This is a genomic window from Vibrio sp. S12_S33 (assembly GCF_963889785.1).
GTDB lineage: Bacteria > Pseudomonadota > Gammaproteobacteria > Enterobacterales > Vibrionaceae > Vibrio > Vibrio aestuarianus.
In genome coordinates, this window is record NZ_CAWPQZ010000152.1 from 1 (window position 1) to 1,305 (window position 1,305).

The following is a 1,305-nucleotide window of genomic DNA, read 5'->3' on the forward strand; positions in this document are numbered from 1 at the left end:
GAGGGTGTCCTGAATTCTGTGTAACTGTCTAAACTTAAGCCTTAAATGCTAAGGATGGACAATATGGATAAGAAAGCACTCGAAGCTTTTGCTCGTGAAGCAGCAAAGTCAATTAAGACAGAATCTGATCTTGATGACTTCCGCAAAATGTTAACCAAGGTGACCGTTGAAACGGCGTTAAACGCTGAACTCGATGAGCACCTTGGATATCAAAAACACCAATCTAGAACCAGCTCCAACTCCCGCAATGGCTACTCGGGCAAGTCAATCATCACCGATGATGGAGAAATCGATATCGACGTTCCCCGCGACCGTGAAGCCAGCTTTGAACCTCAACTCGTCCGCAAGCACCAAACACGATTCCAATCCATGGACGACAAGATATTGAGCTTGTACGCGAAAGGCATGACCACACGTGAAATCGTCGCAACGTTCAAGGAAATGTATGATGCCGATGTCTCGCCAACGCTGATATCAAAAGTAACGGACTCGGTGCTTGAGCAAGTGATTGAATGGCAGTCGCGACCTCTCGACGAAATTTACCCTATCGTCTATCTCGATTGCATCGTGGTTAAGGTGCGTCAAGACAAGCAAGTCATCAACAAAGCGGTCTATCTTGCGTTAGGCGTCAACATGGAAGGCCAAAAAGAACTGCTCGGCATGTGGCTCTCTGAAACGGAAGGTGCCAAATTCTGGCTTAACGTGCTGACTGAGCTTCAAAACCGTGGGGTAAAAGACATCCTTATTGCTTGCGTTGACGGGCTAAAAGGCTTTCCTGACGCCATCAACACTGCATTCCCAGAGACGCAAATACAGCTCTGTATCGTCCACATGGTGCGAAACTCAGTCAAGTACGTTCCTTGGAAAGACTACAAAGGGGTGACGGCTGACCTAAAGAAAATCTACCAATCAGCCACAGAAGATGAAGCGCTGCTGGCCCTGGAGCAGTTCTCTGACCGATGGGACAACAAGTATCCCCAAATCAGTCGTTCTTGGACTGCGCATTGGGATAATCTCAACACCCTGTTTAACTACCCAGAGGATATACGCCGAGCCATTTACACGACTAACGCCATTGAATCCCTCAACAGCGTTATTAGAAAAGCGATTAAGAAGCGCAAGCTCTTCCCAACGGATGAGTCAGCTAGAAAGGTGATCTACCTCGCTATCCGAGATGCTTCCAAGAAGTGGACGATGCCGATTAGAAACTGGCGACAAGCTCTAAACCGCTTTATGATTATGTTCGAAGACCGACTCACTGAATACATGTAACCCCGATAGTTACACAGAATTATTTACAGGGTC

Annotated in this window: 1 protein-coding gene; it reads left to right on the forward strand. The window is 47.2% G+C overall.

The window, feature by feature from the left end:
- The first annotated feature begins 63 nt into the window (after positions 1–63).
- Positions 64–1,272 carry an IS256 family transposase gene (locus tag AACW06_RS19580; RefSeq protein ID WP_192076333.1) on the forward strand — a complete coding sequence of 403 codons (1,209 nt, stop codon included), beginning with the start codon at positions 64–66 and terminating at the stop codon, positions 1,270–1,272.
- The last annotated feature ends 33 nt before the right edge of the window (positions 1,273–1,305 follow it).

What these genes read in the sequence shown, in the direction of transcription:
- AACW06_RS19580 (WP_192076333.1), top strand. Translation starts at nt 64, where the DNA reads ATGGATAAGAAAGCACTCGAAGCTTTTGCTCGTGAAGCAGCAAAGTCA.